The sequence below is a fragment of the Desulfurobacteriaceae bacterium genome (genome assembly GCA_039832905.1).
Taxonomy (GTDB): Bacteria; Aquificota; Aquificia; order Desulfurobacteriales; family Desulfurobacteriaceae; genus Desulfurobacterium.
Map to the genome: position 1 here is coordinate 1 of JBDOLX010000066.1, position 23,494 is coordinate 23,494.

Annotated in this window: 27 protein-coding genes; 10 read left to right on the top strand and 17 right to left on the bottom strand. The window is 36.6% G+C overall.

Annotated features, from left to right (window positions below; all coding sequences use genetic code 11):
* The 6 genes from ABGX27_04770 to ABGX27_04795 all read left to right on the top strand — a co-directional run.
* Positions 1-642, top strand: a 642-nt coding sequence (locus ABGX27_04770) for a radical SAM protein (GenBank protein ID MEO2068807.1), incomplete at its 5' end; no start/stop codon positions are given.
* A complete protein-coding gene (locus tag ABGX27_04775; GenBank protein ID MEO2068808.1) occupies positions 629-1,222 on the top strand; it encodes a DUF3365 domain-containing protein in 594 nt (197 codons plus the stop codon). The genes ABGX27_04770 and ABGX27_04775, both read left to right, overlap by 14 nt.
* A gap of 14 nt (positions 1,223-1,236) precedes the next feature.
* Positions 1,237-1,728, top strand: a complete 492-nt coding sequence (locus ABGX27_04780) for a cation:proton antiporter regulatory subunit (GenBank protein ID MEO2068809.1) — start codon at positions 1,237-1,239, stop codon at positions 1,726-1,728.
* Positions 1,728-2,903 carry a cation:proton antiporter gene (locus ABGX27_04785; protein ID MEO2068810.1) on the top strand — a complete coding sequence of 392 codons (1,176 nt, stop codon included), beginning with the start codon at positions 1,728-1,730 and terminating at the stop codon, positions 2,901-2,903. The genes ABGX27_04780 and ABGX27_04785 overlap by 1 nt, the downstream gene beginning before the upstream one ends.
* The gene (gene tmk, locus ABGX27_04790) at positions 2,904-3,518 is read left to right on the top strand and encodes a dTMP kinase (GenBank protein MEO2068811.1); all 615 of its coding nucleotides are present in this window, start codon (positions 2,904-2,906) and stop codon (positions 3,516-3,518) included.
* Positions 3,508-4,338 (top strand): DNA polymerase III subunit delta', encoded by an 831-nt coding sequence (locus ABGX27_04795; GenBank protein MEO2068812.1) that lies wholly within the window; start codon positions 3,508-3,510, stop codon positions 4,336-4,338. Before tmk ends, ABGX27_04795 begins: the two co-directional genes overlap by 11 nt.
* Here ABGX27_04795 and ABGX27_04800 read toward each other — a convergent pair.
* The 5 genes from ABGX27_04800 to ABGX27_04820 form a co-directional block, all read right to left on the bottom strand.
* Positions 4,313-4,954 carry a hypothetical protein gene (locus tag ABGX27_04800; GenBank protein ID MEO2068813.1) on the bottom strand — a complete coding sequence of 214 codons (642 nt, stop codon included), beginning with the start codon at positions 4,952-4,954 and terminating at the stop codon, positions 4,313-4,315. The genes ABGX27_04795 and ABGX27_04800 overlap by 26 nt on opposite strands.
* Positions 4,951-5,160, bottom strand: coding sequence for a metallophosphoesterase family protein (locus ABGX27_04805; GenBank protein MEO2068814.1), 210 nt, complete (start codon positions 5,158-5,160; stop codon positions 4,951-4,953). Before ABGX27_04805 ends, ABGX27_04800 begins: the two co-directional genes overlap by 4 nt.
* A gap of 277 nt (positions 5,161-5,437) precedes the next feature.
* A complete protein-coding gene (gene topA, locus ABGX27_04810; protein ID MEO2068815.1) occupies positions 5,438-7,531 on the bottom strand; it encodes a type I DNA topoisomerase in 2,094 nt (697 codons plus the stop codon).
* A 33-nt stretch (positions 7,532-7,564) separates the two neighbouring features.
* Positions 7,565-8,137, bottom strand: coding sequence for a DUF1847 domain-containing protein (locus tag ABGX27_04815; GenBank protein ID MEO2068816.1), 573 nt, complete (start codon positions 8,135-8,137; stop codon positions 7,565-7,567).
* Entirely contained in the window at positions 8,134-8,502 is a 369-nt protein-coding gene (locus ABGX27_04820) for a NifB/NifX family molybdenum-iron cluster-binding protein (GenBank protein ID MEO2068817.1), read from the bottom strand. Before ABGX27_04820 ends, ABGX27_04815 begins: the two co-directional genes overlap by 4 nt.
* A 123-nt stretch (positions 8,503-8,625) precedes the next feature.
* Between ABGX27_04820 and cooS the strand changes: the two genes are divergently transcribed.
* Positions 8,626-10,593, top strand: coding sequence for an anaerobic carbon-monoxide dehydrogenase catalytic subunit (gene cooS, locus ABGX27_04825; GenBank protein MEO2068818.1), 1,968 nt, complete (start codon positions 8,626-8,628; stop codon positions 10,591-10,593).
* Between the two features lie 90 nt (positions 10,594-10,683).
* The gene (locus tag ABGX27_04830; protein MEO2068819.1) at positions 10,684-11,010 is read left to right on the top strand and encodes a nitrous oxide-stimulated promoter family protein; all 327 of its coding nucleotides are present in this window, start codon (positions 10,684-10,686) and stop codon (positions 11,008-11,010) included.
* Here the strand turns inward: ABGX27_04830 and ABGX27_04835 are convergent.
* A complete protein-coding gene (locus ABGX27_04835) occupies positions 10,981-11,640 on the bottom strand; it encodes a Crp/Fnr family transcriptional regulator (GenBank protein MEO2068820.1) in 660 nt (219 codons plus the stop codon). The two genes, ABGX27_04830 and ABGX27_04835, sit on opposite strands and share 30 nt — an antisense overlap.
* A 185-nt stretch (positions 11,641-11,825) precedes the next feature.
* On the opposite strand from ABGX27_04835, the gene groES reads away from it, so the two are divergent.
* The gene (groES, locus tag ABGX27_04840; GenBank protein ID MEO2068821.1) at positions 11,826-12,116 is read left to right on the top strand and encodes a co-chaperone GroES; all 291 of its coding nucleotides are present in this window, start codon (positions 11,826-11,828) and stop codon (positions 12,114-12,116) included.
* A gap of 27 nt (positions 12,117-12,143) precedes the next feature.
* Entirely contained in the window at positions 12,144-13,787 is a 1,644-nt protein-coding gene (gene groL / locus ABGX27_04845) for a chaperonin GroEL (protein MEO2068822.1), read from the top strand.
* 349 nt (positions 13,788-14,136) lie between these two features.
* Here groL and glyA read toward each other — a convergent pair whose 3' ends face one another.
* The 11 genes from glyA to argS form a co-directional block, all read right to left on the bottom strand.
* Positions 14,137-15,393: a serine hydroxymethyltransferase gene (gene glyA / locus ABGX27_04850; protein ID MEO2068823.1), complete on the bottom strand. Its 1,257-nt coding sequence runs from the start codon at positions 15,391-15,393 to the stop codon at positions 14,137-14,139.
* On the bottom strand, positions 15,390-15,848 hold the full coding sequence (gene rpiB, locus ABGX27_04855; GenBank protein ID MEO2068824.1) for a ribose 5-phosphate isomerase B: 459 nt from the start codon (positions 15,846-15,848) through the stop codon (positions 15,390-15,392). Before rpiB ends, glyA begins: the two co-directional genes overlap by 4 nt.
* Positions 15,849-15,878: 30 nt before the next feature.
* Entirely contained in the window at positions 15,879-16,292 is a 414-nt protein-coding gene (locus tag ABGX27_04860) for a thioredoxin family protein (GenBank protein MEO2068825.1), read from the bottom strand.
* A gap of 27 nt (positions 16,293-16,319) precedes the next feature.
* Positions 16,320-16,940, bottom strand: coding sequence for a MotA/TolQ/ExbB proton channel family protein (locus ABGX27_04865; protein ID MEO2068826.1), 621 nt, complete (start codon positions 16,938-16,940; stop codon positions 16,320-16,322).
* A 2-nt stretch (positions 16,941-16,942) separates the two neighbouring features.
* Complete coding sequence (locus ABGX27_04870; protein MEO2068827.1) at positions 16,943-17,725, bottom strand: tRNA (adenine-N1)-methyltransferase; 783 nt, start codon at positions 17,723-17,725, stop codon at positions 16,943-16,945.
* Positions 17,712-18,806, bottom strand: a complete 1,095-nt coding sequence (locus ABGX27_04875; GenBank protein ID MEO2068828.1) for a transglycosylase SLT domain-containing protein — start codon at positions 18,804-18,806, stop codon at positions 17,712-17,714. The genes ABGX27_04870 and ABGX27_04875 overlap by 14 nt, the downstream gene beginning before the upstream one ends.
* The gene (locus tag ABGX27_04880) at positions 18,799-19,542 is read right to left on the bottom strand and encodes a YebC/PmpR family DNA-binding transcriptional regulator (GenBank protein ID MEO2068829.1); all 744 of its coding nucleotides are present in this window, start codon (positions 19,540-19,542) and stop codon (positions 18,799-18,801) included. Before ABGX27_04880 ends, ABGX27_04875 begins: the two co-directional genes overlap by 8 nt.
* A 54-nt stretch (positions 19,543-19,596) precedes the next feature.
* Positions 19,597-20,004, bottom strand: a complete 408-nt coding sequence (gene nikR / locus ABGX27_04885; GenBank protein MEO2068830.1) for a nickel-responsive transcriptional regulator NikR — start codon at positions 20,002-20,004, stop codon at positions 19,597-19,599.
* On the bottom strand, positions 19,992-21,377 hold the full coding sequence (locus ABGX27_04890) for a YchF/TatD family DNA exonuclease (protein ID MEO2068831.1): 1,386 nt from the start codon (positions 21,375-21,377) through the stop codon (positions 19,992-19,994). Before ABGX27_04890 ends, nikR begins: the two co-directional genes overlap by 13 nt.
* Before the next feature lies 1 nt (position 21,378).
* Positions 21,379-22,092, bottom strand: coding sequence for an SPOR domain-containing protein (locus tag ABGX27_04895; protein MEO2068832.1), 714 nt, complete (start codon positions 22,090-22,092; stop codon positions 21,379-21,381).
* Positions 22,092-23,494: arginine--tRNA ligase (gene argS / locus ABGX27_04900; GenBank protein MEO2068833.1), on the bottom strand; the 1,403-nt coding region annotated here is incomplete at its 5' end. The genes ABGX27_04895 and argS, both read right to left, overlap by 1 nt.

Here is a 23,494-nt window from a genome sequence, read left to right on the forward strand (position 1 = left end):
AGAAACTTAAAAACAGAAGAAATAATAGCCCAGTATGAGCTTCTTAAAGGAAAATTACCGATTAAAGGAATAGCTATTGCTGGAATAGGAGAACCAGCTTTAAATGTAGAAAGCGTCGAAAATGCTGTTAATTACTTTAGAAGTAAAGGATTAAAAGTCACGATAAGCACAACAGGGTATCCTTTTGCTGGTTTTAAAAAGCTTGTGGAATTACCACATAACGGTCTCACCCTTTCTGTTCATAGTGTTTTGGAAGAGACAAGATCCAAAATATTTAAGAAAAAAGAAAAACTAGAAGAACTTTTAGGAGTAATAGAAGAACATATTGCAAGATCTTCTTCATCAAGAAGAAAGAAATTTCAACTTGGATACCTTCTTATTAAAGGGTTAAATGATGATAGGGAAAACCTAAGATTACTTGGAGAAGTTGCTAAAAAACACAGGTTTGCGGTTATGCTAATGGCTTACAACAAGGTTGAAAGTTCTGATTTAGAACCTGTAAGTAAAGAGGAATATGAAAAAGCTTTTCTCTTTTTGAGAGAAATGGGTGTAAGAGTTACACTAAGCAATAGATTTAGAACAGATAGATTGGGAGGATGTGGAACTTTGACAGTAGGGAGGATAAAAGGTGAAAAAGTTTAGTCTTTTCTTTCTTGTATTACTGTTTTTTAGTTGCACTTACGAAAAAAAAGTTAAAGTGCCACAAGATAAAGTAACTCGAATCAGAGCTGTTGGAGAAAGGGCAAGCAAGGAATTAATGAAAGAATTAAAAAGTAATCTTGTGAGAGCTATAAGCAAAAAAGGTACAGAAGGGGCTGTTCTCTTTTGTGCAAAAGAAGCTGAAAAAATAACAAAAATTGTTAACAACAGGCTTGGCAATATAAAGGTAAGTAGAGTTTCTGAAAAGTACAGAAATCCAACAAATAGACCCAGTAAGATTGATGTAGAAGTTTTGAGACTCTTAGAAGAAAAACAAAAAGAAGGTGATCTACCTCCTTTCTACATATCTGCTGTTAAAAAAGGTGGGAAAGTTTTTTACATTTACTATAAACCTTTGATAACTAACCAGTTTTGTTTAAATTGTCACGGTTCTCTCAAAAGTATGGATCCAAAGATTGTTAGGGTAATTAAAGAAAAGTATCCAAATGATAAAGCAGTTAACTATAAAGCAGGAGAGCTTAGAGGAGTTATCAAGGTTGTAATACCGGAAGATGAAATCTAAATAAGGGGGCTAAAATGTTTGTTAAGGAAGGCGAGCTACCGGGCATTGGAAAAAAATACTCTATAAGAACTGAAAGTGGAGATATAATCGTTACTGTTATTCACCATACGGGAAAAAGAGAAATTTACTATTTTGAAGAAGAAAACGAAGAACCGACGGCAGTAATAGAGTTAACAGACGAAGAAGCAAGAACTTTAGGGACTATTTTAGTTGGTGCTCTCTTTCAGCCAACGTCGGATGAAGAAAAGATTGGTTTCTTAATGAAACACCTTGCCTTTGAGTGGATAAAGGTACCAGAGAAATCTTTCTTAACGGGAAGGAGTATTAAAGATTTAGAGATAAGAAAAAAATATGGAGTTATTGTTGTTGCAATAATCAGGGAAGAGAACGTCATAGTATCACCTTCACCTCTCTTTCAGTTTCAACCTGGAGACACTATTGTTGTTGTTGGAACTTTGGAGAATATTAAAAAGTTTGTAAAACTGGTGGAAGAGAAAGAGGAGTAATGGAACACTTCACTACTTTGCTTTCAGGATTTCTCTTTGCATTAACGGTGTCTTACATAATTGCTTCGAGACTGAGGTTTCCAGTAATACCTATTTATATATTAGCTGGTATTGTAGTATCTCTTTTTATTCATTCCCATGAGATTCACATATTTGAAACGTTAGGCGTAATCCTTCTACTTTTTTACATTGGTTTAGAGTTTTCAATAGCAGAACTTCAAAGAAACTTTAAATCTGTAATTTCTGTTGGACTTGTTGATCTGATTTTAAATCTGCTTCCTGTTTTTGGTATAGCAAAAATATTAGGATTTGATATTTTTACTTCTTTCGTTCTATCGGTAATCCTTTATCCTAGTAGTTCTGCTATTGTTTCGAAACTTCTAATAGACTTGCGAAAGCTTGCCAATCCAGAAGTTGACACTGTTTTATCTATTTTAGTATTTGAGGATATTGCAGCAGCTACGCTTTTAGCATTTCTTGTAAACTTTTCAAACGGGATAGGTTCAGAAGCAGAATTAATAAAAACTTTTTTAAAAATAGGAATTTTTCTCCTTCTAGCCTTGGGGGTGATAGTCTTTGCAGGTAAGTTAGTGGATTCTATCTTGCATAAGATAGGAGCAACTACTGAATTCTTAGTTCTTTTAGTTTCTACAGTTCTTTTTCTTATAGTTGAAGCTAGTATGGGGTTTGGACTTTCTGAATCCATAGGTGCATTCATGGCAGGAATGCTTTTTGCTGAAAGTAAATACAAAGAAAACATAGAATCGGTTGTTATTCCTTATAGAGATCTTTTTGGAGCGCTCTTTTTCCTTTCCTTCGGTCTATCTATAGATTTTAAGAGCTTTTCTACATCTATTATCTTCCCTCTTTTTATATTACTTGTTGTTTCCTCAATTACTAAACTTCTGACAGGTCTTATTTCTGTTAGATTTTACAATTTAGGCATTAAGAGGGGATTATCTGCCGGTTTAATGCTTTTGCCACGAGGAGAGTTTTCTATCTTAGTAACTGCTACAACTCCAAAACTTATACCACTTACTGCTGCTTACGTTCTCCTCTCGTCTATTTTGGGTTCAATAGCTGTTAAAGAGTCTTCTAAGATTTTGAACTTCTTCTTTAGAAAGAAGCCAAAGAAGAAGAGTAGACTTACCCGTAAAGAGCTTTTGGGGGATTAGATGTTTATTACCTTTGAAGGAATAGAAGGATGCGGAAAAACTACGCAGGCAAGACTTTTGTACGATTGGCTAAAAAGCAATGGAAAGGAAACTCTCCTAACTAGAGAACCTGGCGGAACAGAAAGTGCAGAAGAAATAAGGAAGTTCCTACTAAAAGATAGAGAAGAATTTTTTCCTCCTTTCTCTGAAGTTTGTCTTTACATGGCTGCAAGAAGTTTCCATGTTGAAAACTTGATAAGACCTTCTTTGGAAAGTGGAAAATGGATAATATGCGATAGATTTGCCGATTCGACGATAGCCTATCAGGGATTTGGAAGAGGTATAGAACTTGATCTTTTAAAGTTCTTAAATGACAAAGCTACAAGGGGGGTTGAACCGGACATCACTTTCTTGATAGATGTACCTGTTGAGATAGGTTTATCCAGAATTAAGGGGAGAAAAGTCGATAGAATAGAAAAAGAGGATCTTGTTTTTCACAAAAGAGTAAGAGAAGGCTTTTTAAAAATAGCCAGGGAAAACCCTGAAAGGGTTGTTGTAATAGATGGAACAAAATCAATAGAGACTATTTTTCAAGAAATCTTAAGAGTTTTAAAGGAAAGAAAGGATGGTTTTTGAGACTGTAGTAGGGCATACTAAACAAATTTTAAGAATAAAGGATCTAATCTCTAAAAACCTCTTTCCTTCGAGTTCTCTCTTTGTTGGACCTTACGGGGTAGGTAAAAAATTAATTGCCTTTGAAACTTTAAAAGAAATCACAGGCAGCCCTTTAAACGTAAAAGTAGTTGGAGAGGATAAGCCTCCTGCGATAGATGAGATAAGAGAAATATCTTCTTGGCTTTTTACTAAACCTCAAGATGGAAAAGGAAAAGGAGTAATAATAGACAACGCAGACCAAATGCGAAGTGAAGCTGCAAATGCACTTTTAAAAACCTTAGAAGAACCTCCGAGTTATGGATTTTTAATCCTGATATCCAAGAATGAAGGGGCTATCCTTCCAACCTTAAGATCGAGATGTAAAATCTTTCGATTTGGAAGACTTACTGATTCTGATCTTGAAAGAATTTTTGAAAGATTGGAGATACCGGTTGATAAAAGGGTAATAAAGTTAGCAGGTGGTAGCATAGGTTTAGCCTTGCAAATTGTTAACAGTCCAATTCCAGATCTCGTAAAAGAGTTCTTAGAACTTATGAAACTTAACAACAAGACCTTAAAAATAGTTTCTTTTGCCCAAAATTTTTCCAAACTTTCAAGAGATGAAGCTTTGCTTTTTCTTGATGCCCTTGAAAACCTTTTATCACAAAAGGATACCATTTTAAAATGGTTTGAAGCAATCAAAAGGGGAAGAGAATTTTTAAATTCCTATGCTAAACCCCAGTCGGTAGTAGAGTGGATGTTGCTTGAAGTTCTACTTAAAACTGAACGTGAAACCTTTTAACTTTCTGCTTTCTTATGCTTTCAGGAATTTCTTCTAAAGTATCGTGGTTTTTAACTTCATCTGGGTCTTTTAAACCATTAAGATTGATAAGATAGAAAGCAGTTCTATCTCCATAGATACCGGACTTATCAAGAACAAGACCACATATAACAAGTTTTCCACTTGATACAAGGTTCTCAAATTCGGGAACAGAGAGAAGATAGTCTATCTGTGCATCTATGTTTATCTCTACAAGAGCTGCATTTAGATGTTTTTCGTTTTCTTCGTAAAGAGGATACAGAATGTCAATGTTGTTCTCGTAAACCTTTCTAAGCAGTTTAAACTCAACTTCTGCTACTTGGAAATCGAGTTCTAAAAATTCTTTTAGGTTAACCTTTGTAGTTCCGGCAATGGCTACAAGGGGAGCCTTTAAAGTGTTAACCGCGTAGTAGATAGAGGCAAGGTTAGGTAGAACCTGAAAAGCTGTATTGGATACTATAAAGCTTTCAGGAAATAATTCAGAAATCCTGTAAACCATAGATGAAGCGCAAACTATACAGAAATCCTTTTCTCCACAAGGTTTACCTGGATCACAATTTCTTGAAAGCAGTTCCTCTAATACCTTTACAGCATTCATAAAATCTCTCGTACTTCTACAGAATTTTGGCAGGTGTCAAGTATAACAAAAGTGGATTTTCCAGTGAGATATCCACAAAGCTCTCCAGAGTTTATTATCTGACACCCATTTAGAACTTTTGTTGATAGCTCGTGGGTATGACCGTATAAAATGTAATCAAAATCGCCAGACTTTGCTAAAGAGTCAACAAAGAACGGTTCGTGCATGATTAAAAATTTTTTCCGTCAATCTCTTTGTAAAGGGGCTGTTTAACAATTAAACCACCAGAAACTTTTATCAGTCCCCCTATTTCTCCATCATTGTTTCCAAAGACACCTAGGAAATCACACTTTAGATTTGAAAGAAGAAGTTTTAGCGCAAAAGGTGAAACAATATCACCACAGTGGATAACAAGTTATACGTCAAGAGAATTAACAATATCTGTAAACTTTTTTATTTTCTCAAGGTTATCGTGAGAGTCGGATAAAACTGCTATTTTCATTTTTAATCCTCTTTTGGAGGTTTGTTGGATATAAAATCACACTCAGGATATCTACTACATCCGAAAAACTTTTTACCTTTTTTGTTTCTCCTTTCAACAACATCTCCCTCTTTACACTTTGGACACTTTCCATAAGATATTGGTTCCGTATAAGTACAGTTTGGATAGTTGGAACAAGCTATAAACTTCCCGTACTTTCCTTTCTTTATAACAAGTTCTCCTCCGCAATTTGGACAACTTTTTCCTGCTTTTTCCGGTTCCTCTTTTAGGCTTTCTTTATAAGTACAATCAGGGTAGTTTGAACAAGCAATAAAGCTTCCGTACTTTCCATGAATCTTTAAAAGTTCTCCTCCACACTTTGGACACTTTCTACCAATCTTCTCACCTTTAAGGTTTTTAAGTTCTCTTTCCGCCTTTTCAAGAAGATCTTTAAACTCGCCAAAGTAAAACTCTTTTAAAAGTTCTTTCCACTCTTTCTTTCCTTCTTCTATTTTGTCTAGTTCTTCCTCAACATTTGCTGTAAACTTTACATCAACAATTTTAGGGAAAAACTTTTTCAAGATTTTATTTACAAATTCTCCTAGTTCGGTAGGTTTTAATTTCTGTTTTTCCTTTTCAACGTACCCTCTCTGGATGATATTGGAAATTATTGTTGCGTAAGTTGAAGGACGCCCTACTCCTTCTTCTTCTAGGGCCTTAACAAGAGTTCCTTCTGTATATCTTGGTGGAGGTTCTGTAAAGTGCTGAACTCCCTTTATCTCTTTAGCTTCAACTTCATCGCCTTTGGAAAGTTTTGGTAGAGGCTTTTCTTCAACTTCTATTGGATAGACTTTCAAGAAACCTTCTTTCTGTAAAACGCTTCCGGTTGCTCTAAAAGTCAAGCCGTTTCCTTCTATGTCTATTGAGACCGTACTGAAAACTGCATCTTCCATTTGAGATGCAACAAACCTTCTCCAGATAAGATCATAGAGTTTGTATTGCTGAGGCGTAAGATACTTTTTTACACTTTCGGGAGTTCTATAAACGGAAGTTGGGCGTATTGCTTCATGGGCATCTTGGACATTTTTGGAACTTTTTGAATCGTAAGTTCTTTTTGTCCTTGGAAGAGAATCTTCTCCAAAAGTTTCTTTTATGAAGTTCCTAACCTCCTTTATGGCTTCATCTGAAATTCTCGTTGAATCCGTTCTCATATAAGTTATTAAACCTACCCTTTCATCTCCAAGATCTATACCTTCATAAAGTTGTTGAGCTATCTGCATTGTGAGTTTTGCAGGAAAACCAAACTTCTTAGAAGCTTCTTGCTGAAGAGTTGAGGTAATAAAGGGAGGGTATGGTTTCCTTTTTCTTTCTTTTCTTTCTACTCTCGTTATCTTAAACTCTGCATTTTTTGCTCTTTCTACAAGCTTTCTTGCATTTTCCTCGTTAGGAATTGAGAATTTCTCAAGCTTTTTACCGTCAACTTTAAAAAGCTTTGCAGGAAATTCAAAAGAGTCCTTTTTAAACTTTCCCTCTACAGTCCAGTATTCTCTTGGAACAAAGTTTCTAATCTCTTCTTCTCTATCGCATATTAGTCTTAAAGCTACAGATTGGACTCTACCAGCAGAAAGGGCTTTTTTGAATTTTCTTGAAAGAAGTGGAGAAATGGTGTATCCAACGATTCTGTCCAAAATCCTTCTTGCTTGTTGGGCATTAACTTTGTTTTCATCTATCTTATCAGGGTTCTTTATAGCTTCTTCAATGGCTTTCTTTGTAATCTCGTGAAATCTCACTCTATAGATTCCTTCTTTTCTTATTCTCTTTAACGCGTTTGCTATATGCCAGCTTATGGCTTCTCCTTCTCTATCTGGGTCTGTAGCAAGGAAAACTTCGCTACTTTCCTTTGCAGCTTTTTTTATTTCTCTTAGGACTTTATCTTTTCCTTCTATCACAACATATTTTGGTTTAAAACCACTTTCTATGTCTACTCCGAACTCTTTTTCGGGAAGGTCTATAACGTGTCCCATAGAGGCTTTTACTGTAAATTCTTTTCCAAGATATTTCTGGATTGTTTTTGCTTTTGCTGGAGACTCAACTATCAGAAGCTTTTTTTTACCCATCTATATACTCCGTTCCAGTTAACTGTCATTTAGCTATTTAGTTAGTCTTCTTTTGTAGTAGTTGCTATAAAGGGCTCCAACAGGGTTATGTGCCAATACTCTGTCTTTAACTATAAGCGTAGTCGTTGGTGCTTCCGAATACATCTGGAAAAGCATATCGTGTCCAATACATAAACCAACGATTATGTTTATATCAGTTCCTAACTTGTTTAAAACTTTAGCTTGCCCAACAGGATTACAAGAAGCTTCGAGTTGCTGTGGATCTAATTTTTCAATGTTTAACTCTGTCTTATCTATCGCACCTACTTTACAAGCTACAGAAAAGACTTTAAATCCCCGAGATTCAAAAAACTTAGAAAGAACCTTTACTTCTTCAAAAAGTCCAATACAGAAAGCAATACCAATCTTTTTAAACCCCATTCTTTTTGCAAATTCAACAGTTTCTTCGACCCTTGTTAACTTACAGTAGAATTCTTTTTCTATTTCTGATGCCACTTTTAGTAGTCTTTTCTCAAACTCTGGTAAATCCTTAAGAAGCTCTTTTAAATCACTACACTCTTTGCCTTTTCTGTAACAGTCGGGAGAACTACATTTATGACACTTCAATGATGTTTCTCCTCGTTAGGTTCAAGAAGTTCTTCAAGTTCTCCTCTTTTAAACTTTTCGACAACTTCATCAAGAAACTTTAGGGTTGGAGGTACTAAGTATATTTTAATTCCCAAGCTTCTTACTCTTTCAAATGCACCCTCTCCCATTTCTTTTACAAGAACAGCATCAACTTTTTTCTCCTTAAACATTTGGGCTATAAACTGTCCTCTTCCTCTTTGAACATGAAGACCCGGATTTTTTGCTACTTCTATTTTTTGTGAGTTTAGGTCAACAATTGCAAAAAGGTTTGACTTTCCAAAGTGGGAATTAACTAGCTTTTTTCCATTTACTTCTGTTTCGAGAATAGGAACAGCAACTTTCATCTCTACCTCGTTGATTGAATACTTGGTTTTGAAAATATCTATTCTAAAATTGATTTAAGTCAAGGTGCATTTAACAAGGAAAAATTAGAATATAAGTGAGGAATAAAATTTCAGGAGGAACGGATGTTTGGATTCTTCAAAAAAGGGAACGGAAACAACAACGGAAACCAACAACAGAACAACTTCTGTGTTGAGTCTGACCTTTCTAAAGCAGTGGGGCTAAAAGTACCAAGTTTCCATGAAAGTGTCAAGTACATGTACCAAAAAGTCAAGGAAGCTCAGCTTTCCAACGTTATAGACAGATACGAAGCAATGGAAAAAGTTAGATGTAAGTTCTGTAAAGAAGGGGTTTCTTGTCAACTCTGTTCTATGGGACCATGTAGAATAACCCCTCAAACTCCAAGAGGTGTTTGTGGTATTGACGCTCATGGAATTGTTATGAGAAACCTCCTTATAAAAGCAAATATGGGTCTTTCTGCTTATACTTATCACTGTAGAGAAGCTGCTTTAACACTTCTTGAAACTGCAAAAGGAAACACAGTTTACGAAATTAAAGACCCTTCAAAGATAGATCTTTTAGCAGAAGTTCTTGATATCGATACATCTTTACCTCTTAACGAAAAGGCAAAACTTGTAGCAGAAGGAGTTCTTAAGAGCCTTTCCCAAAACGATACATCCATCTTCGTAGAGAAGCTTGCTCCAGAAAGTAGGAAAGAGGTATTCAGAAAGCTTGGAATAATGCCAAAAGGGCCTATGAATGAGCTTGTGGACTCTGTTACAAGATCAATGACAAACATTGACGGTGACTACGTATCTTTAGCGCTTGCGGCTTTAAGAAACGGTGTAGCTTCAGCATTTGGGGCCCTTGTTCCACTTGAAATTATTCAAGATGCGCTTTTTGGAACACCATCTCCACACGAATGTCAAGTTGACTTTGGAGTTCTTGACCCAGACTACGTAAATATCCTTCCAAATGGTCATGAACCTTTCATAGGAGTGGCTCTTGTAGAAGTAGCGAAAGATCCTGAAATCCAGAAAATGGCTCAGGAAGCTGGAGCTAAGGGTGTAAGAATTGTTGGTTCTATCGAAACCGGTCAGGAAATGATGGCAAGATTAAAATGTGATGATGTTTTCGTAGGTCTAACTTCGAACTGGATTTCTATTGAGTACTTCCTCTCCACGGGAGCTGTAGACGTATTTGCGATGGATATGAACTGTTCCCTCGCTAACCTCAAAGAGTACGCTGATAAGTATAACTTCAAACTTGTAGCTGTTTCTAACATAATTGGAGTTCCAGGTTCTATAAGACTTGAGTACAAACCAGTAAAAGAGAAAGAGATAGCTAAGGAAATTATCAGGATAGCTATTGAAAACTTCAAAGAAAGAAAGAATAAGCCAAAAGTGGATGTTTCAAAGTTTAAGCAGAAAGCTATTGTTGGTTTCTCTGCGGAAGCTATAGTTGACGCCCTTGGAGGAAGTTTAAACCCACTTCTTGAAGTTATTAAGAGTGGAGACATCAAGGGAGTTGTGGCTCTTGTTAACTGTACTTCTCTTGGAAACGGTCCACAAGATACAATGACAGTTTCTATTGCTAAGGAACTAATTAAGAGAGATATTCTTGTAATTGGTGCTGGTTGTGGAAACGCTGCTTTACAAAAGGCAGGCCTTGAAACACTAGAAGCTGTAGATAAGTATGCTGGTTCAAAGCTTGCCGGCATATGTAAGGCTCTTGGAATTCCTCCAGTTCTATCTTTTGGAACATGTACAGACACAGGAAGAATTATCATGACTGTTATTGCTATTGCTAATGCTCTTGGTGTAGATCCATCACAGCTTCCTGTGGCAGTTACTGCTCCTGAGTATATGGAACAAAAAGCTGTAATTGATGGATTCTCCGCAGTTGCTATGGGACTTTACACCCACGTTTCCCCAGTGCCACCAGTTACAGGTTCTGATAAGGTTGTGAAACTTCTCACGGAAGAAGTGGAACAGCTAACAGGTGGTAAGATCGCTGTTGGAGATGATCCAGTTCAAGCTGCAAACGGAATAGAAGAACACATTATGAAGAAAAGAGAAGCTCTTGGAATATAATTAAGATTCCTCCTTGCTTTCCCTTTTCCCTCCCTTTTAGGGGGGATCTTATCTAAAATTCAAATTTTTGAACTTTATGGAGAAATCTCAATGTCCATTGAAAGAGAAAAATTAACAATAGAAAAGATGATAACTATCTACTGTAAATCTAAACACAAACCTTTTAGGGGAATCTTATGTCCAGAGTGTAAAGAGTTAAGAGATTATGCTTTCAAAAGGTTGGATCTTTGTCCTTTCAAAGAGAAAAAACCTACCTGTAAAAAGTGTCCTGTCCACTGCTACGAACCGGAAAAAAGGAAAAAAATAAAAGAAATAATGAGATTCAGTGGACCAAGACTTATACTGCATGACCCTTTTGGATGGTTAATTCACGAGATAAAAGAAAAACTACTTAGACAGTTCCAAAAGATCGTTTAAATTTTTTACTTTTATGAGATTTCCATTTTTTTCAATAATACCCATAGATTTCAATTTCGAAAGTGTTCTTGAGACTGTTTCCTTTGTTAAGCCGAGTTCCATAGCAGCCAAGTTTGTACTAAAGCGGAAACTTTCTGAATTAGACTCCTTGCAATTTTTGAGAATGTAGGCAGAGACCTTTGAAAGAGCGTCTTTCAAAGCTAAGTTCTCTATTATGCCTGTAAGATATATTAATCTTTGTGACATAACAGCTAAAAGTTTCATGCTTATTTCAGGATCATTCTTTATAAGCTCCAAAAACTCTTCTCTTGGAATAAATAATATCTCACTGTCTTTTAAGCTTTCTGCCCAAGCTGGAAATTTTTCTCCAATAAAGCTTGCAGCTTCTCCAAAAAACGTTGGTTGGGAAAATACTCTTATTATCTGCTCTTTACCTTTATTTGACCTGTATATCTTAACCTTTCCCTTTTTTAACACATAAAAGCCTTTTGCTCTTTTTGAAGGATCAAAAATGATTGTTCCCTTAGGGTACTTTTTTAGAAAAGAAACTCTTTCTATATCTTCAAGCTGTTTTTCAGAAAGTCCGGATAAAAGTTGTACTTGTCTGAAAAAAGCAACAAGATCTCCCATTTTCAGTCTCCTAAAGTGAAAATGTGTACTCACCTTTAAAATTTAACTGTTTTTTAGATGATAGTAAAGTTTTTATCTATCTCTAAAACCTCTTGACAATTAGAAACGGCCTTATAAATTTAAAGGTGAACAAAGTTAGCACTCACTCAAGGTGAGTGCTAAAAACCAAGTAAGGAGGGCGCGGGATGAAACTCAAGCCACTATACGACAGAGTAGTAGTAAAGAAAATTGAAGTAGAGCAAAAGACAGCAGGTGGAATCATTCTTCCAGATACAGCTAAGGAAGAATCCCAAATTGGAGAAGTGATTGCTGTTGGAGAAGGAAAACTTCTTGAGAATGGAGAAGTAAGACCTCTCAAAGTTAAGGAAGGAGATAAAGTTCTCTTTAGCAAGTACGCTGGTAATGAAGTTAAGGTTGACGGAGAAGAACTCCTCATCCTTAGAGAAGAAGACATCCTTGCTATCGTTGAAGAGTAATTAAAAATTAAATGAGGGAGGTGAGTGATGGCAGGAAAGGAAATTATCTTTGCTGATGAAGCTAGACAAAAAATTAAAGCTGGTGTAGATAAACTTGCAAACGCTGTTAAAGCTACAATGGGACCAGGTGGAAGAAACGTTGTAATAGAAAGAAAGTTTGGTTCTCCAGTAGTAACTAAGGACGGTGTAACTGTTGCAAAAGAGATTGAACTCCCAGATCCAGTTGAAAACATTGGAGCTCAGCTTGTAAAAGAAGTTGCTCAAAAAACAGCTGACAAGGCTGGAGACGGAACAACAACAGCTACAGTTCTTGCTCAAGCAATCTTCAACGACGGTCTTAAGTTCATCACAGCTGGAGACAACGCTATTGAAGTTAAGAGAGGAATTGACGAAGCTGTTAAAGTTATCGTTGAAGAACTCAAGAACATCTCTAAGCCAGTAGAAACAAAAGAACAAATTGCACAAGTAGCTACAATCTCTGCTAACTACGATAGAGAAATCGGTGAACTCATTGCTGAGGCTATGGACAAAGTAGGTAAAGAGGGAGTTATTACTGTAGAGGAAGCTAAAGGACTTGAGACAACTCTTGAAGTTGTAGAAGGTATGCAGTTTGACAGAGGATACCTATCTCCATACTTTGTGACAGATCCTGACAAGATGGAATGTGTACTTGAAAACCCATACATCCTCATCTACGGTAAGAAAATTAGCAACATTAGAGAACTCTTGCCAGTACTTGAAGCTGTAGCAAGAGAAGGAAAGCCACTACTTATCATTGCTGAAGATGTAGAAGGAGAAGCTCTTGCTACACTCGTAGTAAACAAGCTCCGTGGAACACTCCAAGTATGTGCTGTTAAGGCTCCAGGATTTGGTGAAAGAAGAAAAGCTATGCTTCAAGATATTGCTATCCTCACAGGTGGAACAGCAATCCTTGAAGATCTCGGAATCAAGCTTGAAAACGTTACAATTGATATGCTTGGTCAAGCTGACAAGGTTGTTGTTGATAAAGAACACACAACAATCATCGGTGGAAAAGGAAAGGCAGAAGACATCGAGGGAAGAATTAAGCAAATCAAGGCTGAACTTGAAAAGGCTACATCTGAATACGATAAGGAAAAACTCCAAGAAAGACTTGCTAAGCTTGCTGGTGGCGTAGCTATCATCAAGGTTGGTGCAGCAACTGAAGCTGAGCTTAAAGAAAAGAAAGCTCGTGTTGAAGACGCACTCCACGCTACAAGAGCTGCAGTAGAAGAGGGTATCGTTCCAGGTGGTGGAACAGCACTAATTGCAGCTGCTGGAAAGCTTGATGACCTTGTTAAGAAACTTGACGAAGCTGGCGAAGTAGATAAGAGACACGGAGTTGAGATCGTTAAGAAAGCTATTGAGGCTCCGTTAAAGCAAATTGCTGCTAATGCTGGATATTCTGGAGAAGTTATCGTTGAGAAAGTTAAAGAACTCATTAACGAAAAAGGATACGAATGGGGCTTCAATGCAAGAAAAGGTGAGTTTGAGAACCTTGTTGAATCTGGGGTAATTGACCCAGCAAAAGTTGAAAGAGTAGCTCTTCAAAACGCTGCATCTGCAGCAGGATTACTCCTCACAACAGAAGCTACAATAACAGAAATTCCAGAAAAAGAAGACAAAAACATGCCATCAATGCCTGAATACTAATAGATGATTTGAGGTAAGAACTAAGGGGGCTTTAATGCCCCCTTTTTTATTTTTTCGCAGCTTCTACTCTATTTCTTCCGTTTCTCTTACGTTATAAAAAAAAGTTACTAAGGAATGCCAAAAGAATGCGTATAAATATTCCTGTAAAAGAGGTGAAAGTAAAAACAATAAAAAATTGTAGCAAAGAAGGAATAAGATGAAATAAGATGAACCTTTTTCTTCTTTAAAAGATAGAAGCTGAGTAGAATATCTGAAAAGTTTGCTAATCAATAATTCCTCAACAATTGTTGTAAAAAGAGAAAAATTGGAAGGAGTAAAGTAGCGGGCAATAGCCCGCTAGATGGAAGGATTAAGAATAAAGGTCTTTTAGATCTTCGTAAAGAGGATGTTTTCCGCAGATTTCAAGAACTTCTTGTTTAACCTTTTCAATTACAGATTCGTCGTTGATGTTATTTAGAACAGTTGCAATAAGTTGTGCAATTCTTCTTGCTTCGTCTTCTTTGATTCCTCTTGCAGTAATTGCAGGGGTTCCAATTCTAATACCACTTGTTACAAATGGACTTCTTGTATCAAATGGGATTGTGTTCTTATTAACTGTAATGTTTGCCTTTCCAAGGGCAGCTTCAGCTTCTTTTCCAGTAATTCCTTTATCTGTAAGGTCAACGAGCATTAAATGATTATCGGTTCCACCGGAGACAAGCCTAAAGCCTTGTCTTTGAAGTTCTTCAGCCATTACTTTAGCATTTTTTACTATTTGTTCTTGATATTTCTTAAATTCTTCAGTTTGAGCTTCTTTAAATGCTACAGCTTTTGCTGCAATGACATGCATGAGAGGTCCACCTTGAAGTCCAGGAAAGACTGCTTTGTCTATTTCTTTAGCAAATTCTTCCTTGCACATTACAACGCCACCACGAGGACCTCTTAAAGTCTTATGAGTTGTTGTTGTTACAAAATGGCAAGCTTCGATTGGGGATGGATGAAGTCCTGCAACAACAAGTCCTGCAATGTGGGCAATGTCAGCAAGAAGTAGTGCCCCAACTTCATCAGCAATTTCACGGAACTTATTAAAGTCAATGATTCTTGGATAAGCGGAAGCTCCGCAGACGATAAGTTTTGGCTTATGTTCTTTTGCTAAGCTGTAAACTTGATCAAAGTCTATTGTTTCTGTGTCCTTCCTTATGCCATACTGGATAACGTTAAAATACTTACCTGTCATGTTAACAGGAGAACCGTGGGATAGGTGTCCTCCGTGAGAAAGATCCATTGAAAGGATTGTATCTCCAGGCTTTAATATCGCAAGGTAAACCGCTTGGTTTGCTTGTGATCCAGAATGTACCTGAACGTTTACGTGTTCAGCGCCAAAAAGTTCTTTACACCTTTCAATAGCCAATCTCTCTACAATATCGACACATTCACATCCACCGTAATATCTTTTTCCCGGATAACCCTCTGCATACTTGTTTGTTAGAACGGATCCTTGAGCTTCCATTACAGCTTCGCTTGTAAAGTTCTCTGAAGCGATAAGCTCAAGGTGCTCATTTTGTCTCTTATACTCGCACTTTAGGGCTTCAAAAACTTCTGGGTCTACAGCTCTTAGGTGTTTCATTTATTACCTCCACATTCATTTTTTTCAATTTCTGAGATTTTATTTATTCTTCTTTCGTGTCTTCCACCATCAAAAGGAGTTTCAAGCCAAACCTTTACAATTGCTTTAGCAAGCTCTTCACCTAAAACCCTTCCGCCAAGACATAAAACGTTTGCATTATTGTGACGTCTACTCATCTCAGCAGCGAAGATGTTATAACAAAGTGCTGCTCTTATTCCTTTAACTTTGTTTGCTGCAATTGAAATGCCGATTCCTGTTCCACAAATAAAAATTCCTCTATCGGCTTCACCGTTTGCTATTGCTTTAGCTGCCTTATAAGCAAATTCTGGATAGTCCACTGATTCTTCTGAATAAGTTCCATAATCAACGTACTCTATACCAAGCTCTTCAAGGTAGGATTTGATAGTTTCTTTTAAACGAAAACCTCCGTGATCGCAGGCGAGAGCTATTTTCATCTTTGCCTCCGAAAATTTTTGAGTGCCAAATTATACTTCAAGCTTTTCCCTTAGAACCCTTTCTGGTACAGGTCCAATAAGAACGTCTTCAACTTTACCTTCTCTCGTGATTATGATAGTTGGAGTCGCAAGGATACCAAACTTTTTAGCAGTTTCTAAATCTTCCATTACGTTAACTTTTATAAAGTGAACCTTTTTATACTCCTTGGATAGCTTTTTGACTATGGGTTCAATCATTTTACAAGGTCTGCATTGGGGAGAATGGAAATAAATAACTCCTTTTCCCTTCTTAAGCCTTCCAAACTCACCAATAAGGATAGGAAGATCTTGCCCTTTCAGTTTCTTTATTTTCTTCATCCAACGAATTCTTAAAAAGATTACAAAAACAATAAAAGACACAAGAAGAACTAATACTACGTCAAAGATAACCTTTAGGATATCCAAAAAAGCCTCCTTTAAATTGGTTAGAAGCTATCTCGAACTTTTAAAGTTATTGCCTATTAAGACTCCAGTAGATTCTACTTCAGCAGCAATTAAATCAAGTTTCTTTTGAAAAAGGTTATACGCAACTATGGCTGGAATAGCTACAAGTAAACCAAAGACAGTCGTGAGAAGGGCTTCTGAGATTCCAGCAGAAAGTTGTTGAGGATTACCAATAGAAGTGTTTCCAACAGTTAAAACACCAAATATTTTTATCATTCCAAGAACGGTACCTACAAGTCCTAAAAGAGGAGAAACTGCCGCTATTGTTGCAAGTAATGGTAGTCCTCTTTCAAGTTCTATAAACTTTCTCTTAGCGGCAGTTTCAAAAGAACTTAAAAAGTTATCTTTGTTAAGTTCTCCAATGTTCTTTAAAGCGTCTAAGATTACTAAGGAAATAAAGTTTTTTCTTCTCTTACAAAGTTCTACTGCGTCGGCGATATTTCCATCGCTAACAAATTCAACTATCAACCTGACATCTTCTTGAGGAACAAGTTTTGAAAGCCTTAACGTCATGATCTTTTCAATAATAATGCTTAATGAGATTACAGAAAGGAAGAGTAAAACATAACCTATTATTCCTGCTTTTTGAATTATTGTTGCTGCATCCATTTTTACTCCTTGGGAAGTTTTCTTGCAAAGATAAGGTATGCAGTATGAGCTGGCATTCTGTCTTCAGGTCTTAGTCTTTCAGGAACAAGCTTGTACTTTCTAAGGAGAATTTCCGAAACTTCAATGTCAATAAATGGAAGCTTTTCGAGTTTCTTTAGAACCTCTATTATCTGATTAACTGTTGGAACTAGGATCCCGATCATGTTACCGTCTTTTAAAGCTTCATACGCTTTCTCTATATAAAGCCAAGGTTCTCTAACATCAAGAAAGACAGCGTCTACATCTTTTTCATCAAATCCTTCTTCAATATCCTTGTGCTTAGCAATCACTCTTTTGTCGAGTCCCAACTTTCTTAAGTTTGACAAAGCATTTTTTATAAATTCTTCTCTTTTCTCATAACTTATGACCTTTCCAGATTCTCCTACAATGTGGGCAAAGACACTTGTCATAGCACCACTGCCAATACCACTTTCTAAAACTGTGTCTCCGGGCTTTACATTTAGTCTCAAAGCAATGTAAGCAGCATCTTTGGGATAAACTATTTGAGTGAGTCTATTGAGTTTATACATAATAAAGTCGTAGAGAGTACATGGAAGGATTATGTAATAATGTCCCTTGTGAGTTTCTACCTTTGAACCGTAAGGTTTTCCGATTAATCCAGAAAGTTCTATCTCTCCCTTATCAGTGTTAAACTTCCCTTTAGCTAGAGAAAGGTTTAGAAAGTACTTTTTATCTTTCTCAGGGTCATAAAGAATTATTGTATCTGTCTCTTTAACTATTCCCATCGGCTACAGCTTCCTTTCTAGGATTTCTTTTAACTATTAAAATGGGTTGCCCTTTGTAAACTACTGTTCTCTTTAATTTGTTTACTTCTTTTATAACTTCTGCATCAACGCCAAACTTTCTTGCAATATGGGTTATCCTTTCACTCTTTCTTGGAATATAGACATAAATGTTTGAAGAACCTATGTATTTAAGAATATCACTCTTTTTTACAAAGTTCGAAGGAATATAAACGTAATGACCTGCAGGAACTACCTTTCTTTTGTATTGATGATTAAAGTTTTTCATTATGTAGTAAGGAACCTTTAGCTTTCTCGATATTGTATAAAGGGAACTTTTAGAAAGAACTTTTATCTTTACAAGCGAAGGAGTTTTCTTATCGTTAGAATCAAATAAACCTTTTTCCTTTATGAGAGAAAGAACAGCGTAAAATTTTGGAACATAGTTTAAAGTTTCATTTGGAAGTTTTGTTAAATCCCAAAAATGTTCAGCTCCTAAAGATCTTAATCGCTTGAAGATTGTTCCAGGACCTGCATTATAGGCAGCTATTGCTAAATCCCACCTTCCAAAAAGGGAATAAAGATACTTTAGGTATCTTGCAGCTGCTACCGTTGATTTCTCTACATCAAATCTTTCATCTATATACCAGTTGACCTTAAGTCCGTAGAGTTTTGCGGTTTTGGGCATCAACTGCCAAAGACCTGCTGCCCCTGCTTTAGAGACAGCAGTAGGATTACCATTGCTCTCGACAATCGCAAGAAAGACTAGGTCTTCTGGAACTCCTTCTTTTTCAAATATCTCTTTAACAGTTGGATAGAAAACTTTAAAGTTATCAAGCTGGGAAATAAGTTTTAGTCTGTTCCATTTGTTTTTATAGTAAGAAAGCCAAAACTGAAAAGAAGGTTTATCCCAAGGAATTGGAAGCTCTGTATCGAGATTCTTCACTTTTTCTGAAATTGCAGTTTTAAAAATTAGAGAGGACTCCTCTTTTACGGAGTTGACAATAGATGTAGCTGTTTCTCCAACACAAGGAGAACCTAGAAGAAGTGAAAAGAGAAGAAGGGGAAGAAAAATTCTATGCATTATTCATAACCTCTTCTGGCATATCAAAGTTGGAGTAAACTTCCTGAACATCGTCAAGATCCTCAAGAGCCATAAGAAGTTTCAATACTTTTTCTGCCGTTTCACCTTCTACTCTTGTTGTAGTTGTTGGTATTAAATCAAGTTTCGCTTCCTCTACCTCTACTCCTCCATCGATTAGAGCTTTTCTAACGTTTTCTAAGTCTTGAGGCTGAGTATAAACTACAAAATGTTCATCTTCCCTTACAACATCATCGGCTCCAGCATCTATGGCAGCCATCATCACTGTTTCTTCATCAAACTTTTCAGCAGAAACTTTAATTACTCCTTTTCTTTCAAACATCCAAGAAACGCAACCTGAAGTACCCAAGTTTCCACCGTGTTTGGAAAAAGCGTGTCTTACTTCAGAAGCTGTTCTATTCCTGTTATCTGTTAAACACTTAACGATTATCGCTACTCCACCTGGACCATATCCTTCGTATGTTACTTCTTCGTAAGTTTCTCCTGCTATTTCACCAGTTCCACGTTTTATTGCCCTTTCTATGTTTTCTTTTGGCATGTTAAACTTTTTGGCCTTCTCTATAGCAGCCCTAAGTCTTGGATTAAATTCTGGATCTCCTCCTCCTTCCCTTGCAGCTACCGTAATTTCTCTTGCAAGCTTTGTATATAGTTTCCCACGCTTAGCATCCTGAGCTGCTTTTCTATGTCTAATATTTGCCCATTTGGAATGTCCAGCCATCAGCTAACCTCCAAAAATTTTTCGCCGTTCAATATAAACAGGAAAATCTCACCTTCAAGGCTCTATTCCAGTAACAACTAACTTTCCGTGTTTTACTCCTTTCAGAGTAATTATTTTATCTGCCAATTCTTTTATTACACTTGCCTTTCCTTTTACAGCTATCGTTTCAAGGCAGTGATGGTGATCTATATGAATATGCATAGTGGAGATTATGTTATCTAAAAATCCGTGTTCAATTTCTGTTATCTTTTCTGCAAGTTCTCTTTGATGGTGGTCATAGACTATAGTTATAGTTCCAAAAACCTCTTTGTCCTCTCCAATGGATTCTTCAATCAAAGCGTTTCTGATTAAATCTCTTATAGCTTCTGAACGGCTAACGTATCCTTTTTTTTCAATAAATTCGTCAAACCTTTCCAAAAGCTTTTCGTCTATCGAAACTGCAAAGCGGGCTACTCTTCCCATTTGGTAAACCTCTTAAAGTTTCTAATTTTGAAATCCACTCCAAGACTTTGGGCAAATCTTTTAAACTCTTCTTCATTAAACCCAGGATAGTTTACTGCCGAGATTATAACCTTGTATCCCTTGGTTTTCGCATCTTTTATAAACTTTAGGACCGACTCCCAACTGTTTTCAAACTTTGGATTTACAACTTTGTAGTATTCTTCCTTGTTTGATGCATTAATGCTAACGTTAAAAGTATCTACGAGTCCTTTTAATTCGTCTAAAACGTTTTCATTTCTAGTTATAAGGTATGCAAGACCGTTAGTGTCTACTCTAACAGAAGGTCTTCCCATCTTATTAAGCCACTTAGCTATTTCCCTTAAGGCCTCGTATCTTTCGAAAGGTTCGCCATATCCACAAAAGACTATCTCATCGTAAACTTTTGGGTTCTTTATCCTATACATGTATTCTTCAGGTATGGGTTCTCTATTTAGGTTGAGGTTATAGCCGAGTATAAAGGCTTCCTTTCCCCTGAAACAGAACTTACAATTGCAAGGGCAAGAAGAAGAAAGATTTATGTAAAGCCTATTTCCAACAGTGTAAACAAGTTTTTCTTCTTGTTCTTTAGGATTCAACGGAATATTGAATAGCCTTTTTGCGTTTGTGGTTGTAATTCTATCTATATCTAGGAAGTTCATACCAAGTTCTTTTGCAATTGTCATAGCAACGTAAGCAACATAAGTAGGTTTGTTCCTCTTTCCTCTTACAGGTTGGGGGGAAAGATAAGGAGAATCTGTTTCTATTAAGAGCCTAGAAGAAGGAACGTATTTTAAAGTTTCTCTAAGTTCATTGTTCTTAGGATACGTAACAATTCCTGCGTAGGAGATAAACAGTCCTTCGTCCAAAGCTGCTTCTAAAAGATCTTTCTCACCACTAAAACAGTGAAGTACACCTTTTACGCCTTTAAGCTTTGTTCTTATAAACTCAGCCATCTCTTTCGATGCACTTCTAGAATGGATGATGATCGGGAGGTTAAGCTCTCTTGCAGCTTCTACTTGCATCTCAAAAATTTCGTACTGCTTTTCCTTAGGAGAAAAGTTCCTGTAAAAGTCAAGTCCCATTTCTCCAAGAGCGACAACTTTAGGAGAACTCTTAGCAAGTTCTAATATTCTTTCATAATCGTTCTCTGAGTAAGATTTTGCTTCATGTGGATGTATACCAACACTTGCAAAGACGTTTTTACTGCTTTCTGCTACCTTAATAGCTTTCTTACTGTCTTCTAAATCACAGCCTACGGTAATAACTGCATCAAGCTTATCCTCACACTCCTTAATTATCTCTTCTCTATCCTTATCAAACTGAGGAAAGTGAAGGTGGGCATGGGTATCTATCAATCTACTTCCTCCTTCTAACGATTGAATCAAGCTTTAAGGTCTCTTTAATAGATTTTTTGGTCTTCATAGCTTCTTCCTTCGTTCCGAAATACCCAACTATAACAATGGCGTAACGTCCTTTATCTAAAACTTCGGCATTAAACCCTTTTGCTTTTAGCTTCTTCGTTAGCTTCTGAGCGTTCCCTTTATTCTTAAAAACACCTACTTGAAGATAAAAGTTTCCTTTTGTTTTCTGTTCTTTAGCAACTTTTTGATCTTTAGAATTCTCTTTCAGAGTTTTCTCTTCAACTTTAACTTGTTTAGGGAATTTCTCAGGCTGAATATTCTCACCTTTGGAATCACTATCACCTTTATTAAGTAAAGTCACAAAAGGTTTTTCCTTAGTCGATTTCTCTATCTTAGGACTTCTGCCTTCCTCTTTAGACTTTATGGACTCGGGTTTTTCTTTTTGCTTAACAACTATAGGCTTTTCTTCTTTCTTCTTTACTTCTTTTGTTTTATCTACGACAAAAATTTTGTTCTCTACTCTTGGTTGAGAAACAGGACTAAGAGCAGCAATTGTCTTTAAAAGCTTTTGTTTTTCAATGTCAAACTTTTTCTTAGCTTCTTCAAATCCTGCTTCCTTACCTACAAAGTACCCTACCATGTAAGAGAAACCAAAAATAACGGTAGCAGCTCCCATCAAGATATACTGCAGTTTCCTATCCCCTTCCATCACATCCTCCTCGGAGCGTTAACACTTAAAATATCAAGTCCAACTTTTAAAGTCCTTTTTACAGCACTAATTAAGCAAAGTCGTGCTTCTGTAAGTTCTCTATTTTCCTCATCCAATACCCTATGCTTGTTATAAAACTTATGAAGTTTGGAGGCAAGCTCCATTAAGTAATAGGTAATCTGGTGAGGTTCTCTCTTTAAAGCTGCACTTTCAACGACATATCTTAAGGCAAAGCATTCAGAGATTAAGTCTCTTTCCTCTTGAGAATTTAGAAGGTGTAGGTTTTCCTCTTTTGGAAGAAACCCTCTTTCTTCTGCTTTATCTAAAATACTACAGAGGCGTGCGTGGGCATACTGAACGTAGTAAACTGGGTTTTCACTCTTTTGGGAAAGGGCTAAGTTAATGTCAAAGTCTAGAGGAGTATCATGCCTTTTTAGAAGGAAGAAAAACCTTACTGCGTCAATCCCAACTTCTTCCATAAGCCACCTTAAAGTAATGAAGTTTCCAGCCCTTTTGGACATTTTAACTTCTTCACCATCTTTATAAAGCTTTACAAGCTGAATTAAAACAATTTCAAGGAAATCTTCATCTTTTCCAGACATAGATATGGCAGCTTTTACTCTTGGTATGTAGCCGTGATGGTCAGCTCCCCAAATGTTTATGGCTTTGTCGTATCCTCTTTCTATCTTGTTATAGTGGTAAGCAATATCTGAAGCAAAGTAGGTATACTCACCGTTTGAACGTCTTACTACTCTATCCTTGTCATCTCCAAATTGAGAAGTTTTAAGCCAGATGGCTCCATCTTTTTCATAAAGAAGTCCTTTTTCCTCTAAAACTTTAAGAACCTTTTCAACTTCTCCTGTTTCATAAAGACTCTTTTCACTAAACCAGTTGTCAAACTCTACTCTTAAGTTTTTAAGATCTTCTTTTATTTCTTCTAGAAGAACTTTCTTTCCAAAGTTGGCTGCTATTTCAACAGCTTCTTCAAAAGGTTTGGAAAGAATGTCAGGTCTTTCCTCTAAAAGTTTTTTAGCTACATCTATTATGTATTCTCCCCTATAGCCATCCTCAGGGAAAGGATAGTCCTCTCCTGAAAGTTCTTTTAGTCGTGCATAGATGGATTCTCCAAGAAGTCTTATTTGTCTACCTGCATCATTTATGTAGAATTCCCTCTCAACTTCAAAGCCTGTTAGTTTTAGGACTTTATAAAGAACATCTCCAACAACAGCCCCTCTACCATGTCCAACGTGTAAAGGTCCAGTTGGGTTTGCAGAAACATACTCAAGAAGAACTTTTCGTCCCTTTCCAATATCCGAAATATAGAATTCTTCATGTAGAACTTTCTTTAAAACATCTACAAAGAACTTCTGACTAAAGAAAAAGTTTATAAATCCCCCGCCGG

What these genes read in the sequence shown, in the direction of transcription:
- ABGX27_04780 (MEO2068809.1), top strand. Translation starts at nt 1,237, where the DNA reads ATGTTTGTTAAGGAAGGCGAGCTACCGGGCATTGGAAAAAAATACTCT.
- ABGX27_04785 (MEO2068810.1), top strand. Translation starts at nt 1,728, where the DNA reads ATGGAACACTTCACTACTTTGCTTTCAGGATTTCTCTTTGCATTAACG.
- tmk (MEO2068811.1), top strand. Translation starts at nt 2,904, where the DNA reads ATGTTTATTACCTTTGAAGGAATAGAAGGATGCGGAAAAACTACGCAG.
- ABGX27_04795 (MEO2068812.1), top strand. Translation starts at nt 3,508, where the DNA reads ATGGTTTTTGAGACTGTAGTAGGGCATACTAAACAAATTTTAAGAATA.
- ABGX27_04800 (MEO2068813.1), bottom strand. Translation starts at nt 4,954, where the DNA reads ATGAATGCTGTAAAGGTATTAGAGGAACTGCTTTCAAGAAATTGTGAT.
- ABGX27_04805 (MEO2068814.1), bottom strand. Translation starts at nt 5,160, where the DNA reads ATGCACGAACCGTTCTTTGTTGACTCTTTAGCAAAGTCTGGCGATTTT.
- topA (MEO2068815.1), bottom strand. Translation starts at nt 7,531, where the DNA reads ATGGGTAAAAAAAAGCTTCTGATAGTTGAGTCTCCAGCAAAAGCAAAA.
- ABGX27_04820 (MEO2068817.1), bottom strand. Translation starts at nt 8,502, where the DNA reads ATGAAAGTTGCTGTTCCTATTCTCGAAACAGAAGTAAATGGAAAAAAG.
- cooS (MEO2068818.1), top strand. Translation starts at nt 8,626, where the DNA reads ATGTTTGGATTCTTCAAAAAAGGGAACGGAAACAACAACGGAAACCAA.
- ABGX27_04830 (MEO2068819.1), top strand. Translation starts at nt 10,684, where the DNA reads ATGTCCATTGAAAGAGAAAAATTAACAATAGAAAAGATGATAACTATC.
- ABGX27_04835 (MEO2068820.1), bottom strand. Translation starts at nt 11,640, where the DNA reads ATGGGAGATCTTGTTGCTTTTTTCAGACAAGTACAACTTTTATCCGGA.
- groES (MEO2068821.1), top strand. Translation starts at nt 11,826, where the DNA reads ATGAAACTCAAGCCACTATACGACAGAGTAGTAGTAAAGAAAATTGAA.
- groL (MEO2068822.1), top strand. Translation starts at nt 12,144, where the DNA reads ATGGCAGGAAAGGAAATTATCTTTGCTGATGAAGCTAGACAAAAAATT.
- glyA (MEO2068823.1), bottom strand. Translation starts at nt 15,393, where the DNA reads ATGAAACACCTAAGAGCTGTAGACCCAGAAGTTTTTGAAGCCCTAAAG.
- rpiB (MEO2068824.1), bottom strand. Translation starts at nt 15,848, where the DNA reads ATGAAAATAGCTCTCGCCTGCGATCACGGAGGTTTTCGTTTAAAAGAA.
- ABGX27_04865 (MEO2068826.1), bottom strand. Translation starts at nt 16,940, where the DNA reads ATGGATGCAGCAACAATAATTCAAAAAGCAGGAATAATAGGTTATGTT.
- ABGX27_04870 (MEO2068827.1), bottom strand. Translation starts at nt 17,725, where the DNA reads ATGGGAATAGTTAAAGAGACAGATACAATAATTCTTTATGACCCTGAG.
- ABGX27_04875 (MEO2068828.1), bottom strand. Translation starts at nt 18,806, where the DNA reads ATGCATAGAATTTTTCTTCCCCTTCTTCTCTTTTCACTTCTTCTAGGT.
- ABGX27_04880 (MEO2068829.1), bottom strand. Translation starts at nt 19,542, where the DNA reads ATGGCTGGACATTCCAAATGGGCAAATATTAGACATAGAAAAGCAGCT.
- nikR (MEO2068830.1), bottom strand. Translation starts at nt 20,004, where the DNA reads ATGGGAAGAGTAGCCCGCTTTGCAGTTTCGATAGACGAAAAGCTTTTG.
- ABGX27_04895 (MEO2068832.1), bottom strand. Translation starts at nt 22,092, where the DNA reads ATGGAAGGGGATAGGAAACTGCAGTATATCTTGATGGGAGCTGCTACC.